Source organism: Myxococcus llanfairpwllgwyngyllgogerychwyrndrobwllllantysiliogogogochensis, assembly GCF_006636215.1.
Classification (GTDB): domain Bacteria; phylum Myxococcota; class Myxococcia; order Myxococcales; family Myxococcaceae; genus Myxococcus; species Myxococcus llanfairpwllgwyngyllgogerychwyrndrobwllllantysiliogogogochensis.
This window is the reverse complement of record NZ_VIFM01000037.1, coordinates 55,146-63,957: the sequence shown is the minus strand read 5'-3', so window position 1 is coordinate 63,957 and position 8,812 is coordinate 55,146. Positions and strand designations below refer to the sequence as shown.

The following is an 8,812-nucleotide window of genomic DNA, read 5'->3' as shown; positions in this document are numbered from 1 at the left end:
CCTTCCGAGTCACCGCGCCCAACGGCCGCCCCACCACCACGCCCGCGAAGCCCTTCTCCACGAGGTCGCTGCCGCTGACCTCCACCGTCTCGCCGTTCTCATCCAGGTCCGCAAGCACGCCGGGCCGACCGAAGCCGACATGGAAGTTGTGGAGCGAGAACACGCTCACACCCGTGGACGCCGTCGCGCCCGTGTTGCGCACCCGCACCGCCATCACGAACGATGCGTGCGGCACGGACTGGGGCGCGAAGACATACGTCGTCACCTCCAGCGTCCCCACCCGCTGCACCATCGTCGCCAGCCCCGTGCCGCCCGTCTTCCCCGGCGCCCACGCCGCGTAGCCGCTGGCGTCCAGGTCCGCGTCCTGCGTGCTCAACCAGCGCTGCGTCCCGCCCGAGCGCAGGCCGAAGAACGCGTCGAACAACACGTCCCGCGAGTGCACCACCTGCGGCTGCCCGCGCACGAAGACGTCGTTGCCCAGCGCATCGATGACGGGCTCCTCCGTCGCGAAGCTGTGCTCGCGGAAGTGCGACACCTTCTTCTGCTCCAAATCCAACATCACCGCGCCATGCCCGTTGGAGGACGGCAGCTTCAGGAAGGTGCGCCGGACGGCGACCTCCGCGTGCGCGTCCGACGCCAGGCCACACAGCAGGGAGGTCAGGAAGAGGGCCACGGCACGCGCGACACTCGAGGTCGCCCGGCCAGGGCCCAGACACAGGTGGGGGAAACGCTTCATCCGGCGGATTCTGGAGTGCTTCCCTCCCCGGGCCAACGGGGACCTCCCAACCCGGTGACGCCCAAGGGTGCCCGAGGACCCCTCGCCCCTGCCGCGACCCGAGTCAGCCGCTCGTGTTACAGGTCCATATTTGTCAGAATAATCTGACTTAACAGATTTAGTGGAATTCTCCATCCAGAGCGAGCCGGGTGCTCGAAGCCAGGGGGTCCCATGTCCGTTGTCCGCAGGGTGCTGGTCGCGTTGTTGCCGTGCCTCGTGCTGCTGGCGAGCGTGTCCCGGGCGCAGTCGCCGGGCGCGTTCGTGAACTGGGAGCATCCGCATGTCCATCCGCTGGAGCTGACGCCGGATGGCACCCGTCTGCTCGCGGTGAACACGGCGGACAATCGGCTCCTGGTGTTCTCCGTGTCGAGCGGCACGCCCGTGCTCACCGCCTCCATCCCCGTGGGCCTGGACCCCGTCTCCGTGCGAGCCCGGAGCAACACCGAGGCGTGGGTGGTCAACCATGTCTCCGACAGCGTCAGCATCGTCGACCTCACCACGCTCAACGTGAAGGCCACGGTGCCCACGGATGACGAGCCCGCCGACGTCATCTTCGCGGGCTCGCCGCAGCGCGCGTTCATCTCCTGCTCGCAGGTCAACCGCGTGCTGGTGGTGGACCCGTCCACACCGCTCGCCGCGCCCACGCGCATCGCGCTGCAAGGCGAGGAGCCTCGCGCGCTGGCCGTCAACGCCGCGGGCACGCAGGTGTATGTGGCCTTCTTCGAGTCTGGCAATCGCAGCACGGTGCTCGGGGGTGGCAACGCGATGGGAGGCGGGGGCTTTCCGCCCAACGTGGTGAGCAGCAGCGTGGGGCCGTATGGAGGCGTCAATCCTCCGCCCAACTCGGGCAGCACGTTCAAGCCGCCGAGGAAGAGCGGCAACCCGGCCCCTCCTCCCGTGGCCCTCATCGTGAAGAAGGACGCCAGTGGCCGGTGGATGGATGACAACAGCCGTGACTGGTCGAGCGTCGTCTCGGGGAGCAACGCCGCCGCGTCGGGGCGCCGCGCGGGTTGGGATTTGCCGGACCGGGACGTGGCCATCATCAACGCATCCACGCTGGCTGTGACGTATGCCAGCGGGTTGATGAACCTGGACATGGCGCTGGCGGTCCACCCGGGAGGCCATGTCGTCGTGGTGGGCACGGACGCAGTGAACGAGGTCCGCTTCGAGCCCAACCTCCAGGGCCGCTTCCTGCGCGTCATGGCCGCGTCGTTCGACCCGGCGATTCCGTCCGTCGTCTCCCGTTTCGACCTCAATCCGCACCTGACGTACACCACGGGCACGGTGCCGCAGGCGACGCGGCAGTTGGCGCTCGGAGACCCTCGGGGGCTTGCGTGGAACGCGGAGGGGAGCCGCGTCTACATCACGGGCATGGGCTCCAACAACGTCGCGGTCATGGACGACGCGGGCGGCCGGATTACCCAGGTGGCGGTGGGTGAGGGGCCCACGGGCGTGGTGCTCTCCGGGACGCGGCTCTACGTGCTCAACAAGTTCGCGGCGAGCGTGTCCGTGGTGGATACGGTTTCGAATACCGAGGTGGCGCGGGTGCCGTTCTTCGACCCGTCACCGGGTGCCATCAAGGTCGGCCGCAAGCACCTGTATGACACGCACCGGAGCTCGGGCCTGGGGCATGTGTCGTGCGCGTCGTGCCACATCGACGGACGGCTGGACCGGCTCGCGTGGGATTTGGGAGACCCGGCGGGGGACCTCAAGGCCGTGACGGGGCAGAACCTGGGCATGGGCATTCCCGGACTGACGGGGGGCTTCCAGCCGTGGCACTCGATGAAGGGGCCCATGACGACGCAGACGCTCCAGGACATCATCGGCAAGGAGCCGCTGCACTGGCGTGGAGACCGCGCGGGCATCGAGGAGTTCAACGGTGCGTTCCTCAGCCTCCAGGGTGATGACACGCAGCTCACCGTCATCGAGATGCAACAGTTCGAGGACTTCCTCGCCACGCTGACGTTCGCGCCGAATCCGTTCCGGAACCTCGACAACTCGCTGCCCACGAGCCTGCCGCTGCCGGGGCACGTCACGACGGGACGGTTTGGCACGGCGGGGTTGCCGCTGCCCAATGGGAACGCGGTGAACGGGCTGCAGATGTATCGGCCGCCGCGCTTGCTGGACTCGGGGGCGTTCGCCTGCTCGACGTGTCACACGCTGCCCACGGGCCTGGGCGCGGACGTGCGGTGGACTGGGAGCCAGTTCGTCACCGTCTCCGCGGGCCCGAGCGGCGAGCGTCACACGGGTCTGGTCTCCGTGGATGGGTTCACGAATGTGACGATGAAGATTTCCCAACTGCGCAACCTCTACGAGAAGGTGGGCATGGACTTCACGCAGACGTCGAACCTGGCGGGCTTCGGGTTCTCGCACGACGGCAGCGTGGACACGATTGCGCGCTTCCTCACCGAGCCGGTGTTCACGCTCCAGAGCAACCAGGAGGTCGCGGACATGGTGGCGTTCATGCTGGCGTTCTCGGGCTCGGATTTGCCCAAGGGCTCGGCGACGACGGTGGGAGAGCCGCCGGGGCCGGACAGCAAGGACACACACGCGGCGGTGGGGAGGCAGGTGACGCTGACCACGGCGAGTCCCACTCCGGCGCAGTTGAGTGCGCTGTCCACGTTCCAGGCGCTGGCGGACAGCGGCAAGGTGGGCCTGGTGGCGAAGGGGAACCAGGGAGGCATCGCGCGAGGGGCCACATACATGGGCGGCGGGTTGTTCCAGACGGACCGCGCGGCGGAGACGGTCACCGCGTCACTGCTTCAGACGCTGGCGCTCGCGGGGAGTGAGCTGACGTACACGGTGGTGCCCAAGGGCTCGGAGGTGCGCATCGGCATCGACCGGGATTTGGACGGTGCGCTGGACCGCGATGAGCTGGACCGTGGCACCCGACCGGATGACGCGACGAGCCGGTAGGTCCGTGTGAGGTGTGGCCGTGGACCTGGAGTGATTGGGTCCACGGTGCTGCCTCCGAGGGACTTGGGGGCCTGGCTTTCCTTCGTGCGCGGGACGGTGCCAACATCGTTGGCGCAGTGCATTCGCGCAGGGGGGGACATGCAACGACCGGAAGAGGACGAGAGCGTCGAGGCGGCCGAGGACTCTGGGCCGCGCATGGTCCGATTCCAGGACATGGATACCGGCGCGGTGACGGAACTGGGCCCCATCTCGACTGACCTCGCTTCGCTCCTTGGACGTGCGGCCCAACTCTCCCTGGCTGCCGATAGAGCCGCCATCCCCACTGCGAGCTTTCCGGGCAATGTCCATTTGTCCTTCCCGGCACTCATGGCCGCCATCGGGACCTCGCCCATACCTGTATGTGAATGGCTGGTGAGAACGGCCGAGCAACACGGTGCAGACATATCTCAAATGCTGCTGGCCGCGAGTCTCGCCCCTGAGCAACTTGCATACTTCGAATCCATGGCGCCCTCCATGGAACTCTTGAAGTCGCCCCTGACCTCGACGAAATCGGTCCAACGGGCACTGACAGAAGCCGAAAACATCCGGGTTCGGCGCACCGGCATCCTTTCCGCAGCACTCGGAGCACGCCACCTCATCGCGGCATTTCTATGGCTGCCCAACTTCCATGAGGGCGCCTTCCATGCAATGCGCGTGGACAGACGGCAGCTCCGTGCGCCATTTGTCCAGTTCATGTCCTCGTTCCATCCCGAGGAGGCCGAGGACTGGAAGAGCCAACTCCAGCACGGTGGAATGGCCGAGTACGGGCAAGCGCCTCCGCAGCCAGCACCTGCTCCGACACCGTCCTCTCCCTTGAGCTGGCTGGACAACGACACTCAGCGCACCCTCTATTCTCCTCGCTACGACGCCGACGGCCGGGAGAACGAAGACCTCCTGGACATCGACCGTGACGTCGATGCGCTCAGCGCGCTGATTGCCTCGCGCACCATGGCGCCACCGCTGTCCATCGGCGTGTTCGGAGACTGGGGCTCGGGCAAGTCGTTCTTCATGCACCACCTGCGCAAGCGGGTGGAGGAACTCGCGGGCCGGGCCGTGAAGTCCCAGCGCCCCCAGCGGGAAGTGGCCTTCTACAAGAACATCATCCAGATCGAATTCAACGCCTGGCACTACGCGGAAGGCAACCTGTGGGCCAGCCTCGTCGAACACATCTTCCGCAACCTCCGGAAGCGACAGGACGAGCCCGAAGCAGACATCGGCAAACGCAGGGATGACCTGCTGACACGGCTCGCACAGCGGGAAGCGGAGCTGCTCAAGAAGCAGGCCGAGGTCACCGCGAAGGAAGCCGAGGTCGCGCTGGCGCAGCAGAAGGTCGGCGAACTGGAGCAACAGAAGGAATCAAAGCGCGTCGAGCTGGAGCAAGCCCTCTCCGAAAAGCGCACCCTGCTGGAGTTGATGCCCGCCACATTGAAGCTTGAGGAGGGTGTCCAGAAGAGGGCCACCGCATGGCTGGCTGAAACAGGCTTCAGCTCCCTGGGACGCACGGCCTTCGACTTGCGGGATGCCCTCGGCAATGCCCAGGCCGAGTTGCGACAGACCGGCGGATTCGTCGCATCCCTCCTGGATACGCGGAGCGCGAACAAACGACTGCGTCCTCCCGCCATCATCTTGATCGTCTCTCTCGCCGTGAGCCTGGCGCTTCCGTTCGTACTCGACGAGTTCGGTAAGCAGGACCTCGCGGGCCTGATGGCTGGCCTCACGACGCTGACAGGCCTCGTGGGCTCCGTGACGCTCTGGCTCCAGCGGCAGACCGCGTGGCTGCGAGAGCGGCGGGAGCAGAACGAGAAGCGACTGCACGAAGTCGAACAGGCCATCGAAACCGACCTCCAGAATCGACTCAAGCCGCTCGATGAAGCCGCACAGGTCGCTCGGGAGCAGGTCGCCTCACTGGCCCAGGCGGAGGAACAGCAACGCGCGTCCATGGCCAAGGCCCAGGACGAAGTCCTCCAACTGAAGCAAGCCATCGCCGAGCTCTCCAGCGCGCGGCTGCTGGACAAGTTCATCGAGAACCGCACCGGCAGCGACGACTACCGCAAGCACCTGGGACTCGTCGCCCTCATCCGCAGGGACTTCGAGGAGCTGTCGCGACTGATGGAGGCGGTCAACCGCGACGAACAGACGGACCCGAACGTCCCCGCCATCAATCGCATCGTCCTCTACATCGACGACCTGGACCGCTGCTCGCAAGACACCGTGGTGAAGGTGCTCCAGGCCGTGCACCTGCTCCTCGCCTTCCCGCTGTTCGTCGTCGTCGTGGGCGTGGACTCGCGCTGGGTGGCGCGCTGCCTGAACCACACCTTCAAGGACCTGCTGAAGATGGAGGACCCGAACGCCCTGCCCCTGGATGCGATGACCCCAGGAGCCACGGCCTACGACTATCTGGAGAAGATCTTCCAGATTCCCATCTGGCTGCGGCCCGTGAGCAGCGACCACCGCTCGAGCATGTTGCGCGGGTTGCTGGCCCGTCCTTCCGCGGAAGAGCACTCGCAAGAGGCCACGGTCCTGGAGCTGAAGCCCAGGTTCGTCGTCGACACCCCAGACACCGTCGACCCGATGGAAGAGTGGGACTACAAAAAGGGCTCACCGGCCCTGATGAAGGTCGTGTGGCCCACGAGCGCCGCACCGCAAGCAGCAACATCCGTACACGGCAAGCCGAAGTCCTCCGCATCCTCCAGCCACGCCCAGGTCGCGTCGAATGAACAGGAAGAGCTCAATCCTCCCGGCCTCGTCATCAGCGAGAGAGAACTGGCGTTCATCGACTGTCTCGGCCCGCTGCTGAGCCCCACGCCTCGTGTGCTCAAGCGCTTCGCCAACACCTATCGACTCATCAAGGCGTGTGTCCCTAGCGCGGGACAGACCGAGTTCATGGGCGAGGAACAGGAAGGAACTTCTCCTTCCCAGATGTGTCTGTTGCTGCTGGCGCTGGTGACCTCGAAGCCCCAGCTCGCCGAGGAGTTCTTCGCGCTCCTCAAGCGCTACGAACACGACGAGGAGCTGCTCACGCTCCAAGCGCTCGACCTCCCCTCCAACGAGCCCGAGCACGTCATCTCGGAGCTGTTCACCTGGCTCCGCGCCATGCCACCCGCCATCCAGAGCACTCCGCTCACCCTGGTCCGGAAGCTCGTCCCCTGGGTCACCCGCTTCAGCTTCCGGTAGGCTCGCGCCTCACGACGCCCGTCGCCTTCGCAGCCGTGAACGGATGCGGCTCAGCGCCACGGGCGTGACGCGGATGTAGCTCGCGATATCCCGCTGCGACAGCAGCGGCGCCAGGTCCGGGTGCTCGTCCAGGAACCGCTGGTAGCGCTCCTCCGCGGACAGCGTGAGCAGCTCCATCTCCCGCTTCTCCTTGCGCAGCCCATAGACCTCGAAGGCCCGGCTCACCGCCCGCTGCCACTCCAGGTGGCGCGACGCCAGCCTCCGCACCTCGCCATAGTCGAGCTGCTCCACCCGCGACTCCACCACCGCCTGCGTGGAGAAGCTCGTGACTCCTCCCGGCGCCAGCGCCACCAGACTCGCGAAACACGTCCCCTCCCCCGCGAACGCCTTCACCCAGGCGCCACCCTCGCTCGTCTCGTAGACCATCTTCACCAGCCCGCGCGTGACGATGAAGATGCTCGGCCGCGCCTCGCCCACGTGGAAGAGGTACTCGCCCTTGCGCAGCGTCTTCGCGCGCAGCAGCGGCGCCACCGCGTCCCACCCTGGCAGCGCGCTCCCCGCCAGACCCCGCAGCACCTCCCTCGCCGTCGTCACGGACACCTCTCAACGTAAACCCGGGTTAACGACGCCGCTCCCCCGCACCGGAAGACTGCGCGCCACCAACGCACGGAGACATCCACGATGCGAGCCCTCTTCCTTCCCCCCGTGGTCCTGCTGGCGTCCATGGGCGTCATGGTCCTCCTGAACAAGACCGCCCCGCTGCACGAGCTTTGGGGGCGCCCCTGGAGCTGGCTCGGAGGCGCCTTGCTGCTCGCGGGAATCGCCGTCGCCCAATGGCACGCCCGACTCTTCAAGAAGCTGGGCACCAACATCAACACCTTCGGGGACCCCGGCACCCTCACGCGCGAGGGCCTGTTCCGCTTCACCCGCAACCCCATGTACCTGGGCTTCGTCGCGAGCCTCGTCGGCCTGGGCATCACCCTGGGGTCGGTCTCACCCTTCGTCGTGCCGCTCGCCTTCGGCCTGCTCACCCACTTCTGGTACATCCGCGTCGAGGAACAGGCCCTGCTCCAGAAATTCGGCGGCCAGTACGTCGAATATCAACGCGCCGTCCGCCGGTGGCTTTGACGCCCGGCGTCGCCCGCATCGAGAGGCATCAACTCCCGGAGTCTCCTCGGGTTTCCACCCCCGGCCCTTCGCCGACGGCTGAATCCGCGTTCAGCCCGGCGCAACCCCCGTGGCGTCAGGACACAAGCGGTTGTCGCCCACGATGTTTCAAGACATGGGACTCATCACGTTCTGTCAGATGAACAGCCCTCGGTCGCCCAGGCCGAAGCACGGGGGGGAACACATGGTTTCGCTCGACGGGTCCACGCTGAGACTCTGGAAGACGCTGAGTTGCTTCCTCCGAGTCCTCATGACGCAGGTGCTCTACGTCGCACCGCTCTTCTGGTTCATGGAGCTGTCCCAGAACGTGGCCTGGCGCTGGATGAACAAGGACTGGGGCTGGTACTACCCCGAGTCCCCGTACCACTGGTTCTCCTTCGGCAGCATGATGCTCTGGGCTGGATGCGTCGGCCTGCTGTGGACCCTGCACTACTTCTGGTTCTACCCGCAGCGCGTCAAGGTCTGGACGCGCGTCGCCATCGGAGCCCTGGTCTGCTGGATGGGCGAGTGGTTCGGCGGCTACATGGCGGCCAACGTCTTCAACCACCCGCTGCAAGTGTGGCCCGGCTCGCCGCTCGTCTACGTCCACTACGCCGCCATCTTCTTCTGGGTGAGCAACGTCATCGTCTACCACCTCGTCACGGTGAACGTGGTGGACCTCACGCCCACGTATGACGCGCCGCCAGACACCGGCGCCCAGGTGGCCTGAAGTCTCCAAGGCCCGGGAGCTCGAGGGCCCGA

General features: G+C 66.4%; 5 protein-coding genes and 1 pseudogene. 4 read left to right on the top strand and 2 right to left on the bottom strand.

Going from position 1 to position 8,812, the window contains the following annotated elements:
• A pseudogene (locus tag FJV41_RS12190) lies at positions 1-736 on the bottom strand (glycoside hydrolase family 15 protein); the annotation flags it as partial.
• Between the two features lie 210 nt (positions 737-946).
• Between FJV41_RS12190 and FJV41_RS12185 the strand changes: the two are divergent.
• Together FJV41_RS12185 and FJV41_RS12180 are read left to right on the top strand one after the other, a co-directional pair.
• Complete coding sequence (locus FJV41_RS12185; protein ID WP_141642627.1) at positions 947-3,691, top strand: YncE family protein; 2,745 nt, start codon at positions 947-949, stop codon at positions 3,689-3,691.
• Positions 3,692-4,423: 732 nt separating this feature from the next.
• Positions 4,424-6,904 carry a P-loop NTPase fold protein gene (locus FJV41_RS12180; RefSeq protein WP_181790583.1) on the top strand — a complete coding sequence of 827 codons (2,481 nt, stop codon included), beginning with the start codon at positions 4,424-4,426 and terminating at the stop codon, positions 6,902-6,904.
• A gap of 9 nt (positions 6,905-6,913) precedes the next feature.
• Here FJV41_RS12180 and FJV41_RS12175 read toward each other — a convergent pair whose 3' ends face one another.
• Complete coding sequence (locus FJV41_RS12175; protein ID WP_217439508.1) at positions 6,914-7,498, bottom strand: Crp/Fnr family transcriptional regulator; 585 nt, start codon at positions 7,496-7,498, stop codon at positions 6,914-6,916.
• Positions 7,499-7,585: 87 nt separating this feature from the next.
• Here FJV41_RS12175 and FJV41_RS12170 point away from each other — a divergent pair, with 87 nt between their 5' ends.
• Positions 7,586-8,032, top strand: a complete 447-nt coding sequence (locus tag FJV41_RS12170; protein ID WP_141642624.1) for a methyltransferase family protein — start codon at positions 7,586-7,588, stop codon at positions 8,030-8,032.
• 223 nt (positions 8,033-8,255) lie between these two features.
• Positions 8,256-8,780, top strand: a complete 525-nt coding sequence (locus tag FJV41_RS12165) for a hypothetical protein (RefSeq protein WP_141642623.1) — start codon at positions 8,256-8,258, stop codon at positions 8,778-8,780.
• The last annotated feature ends 32 nt before the right edge of the window (positions 8,781-8,812 follow it).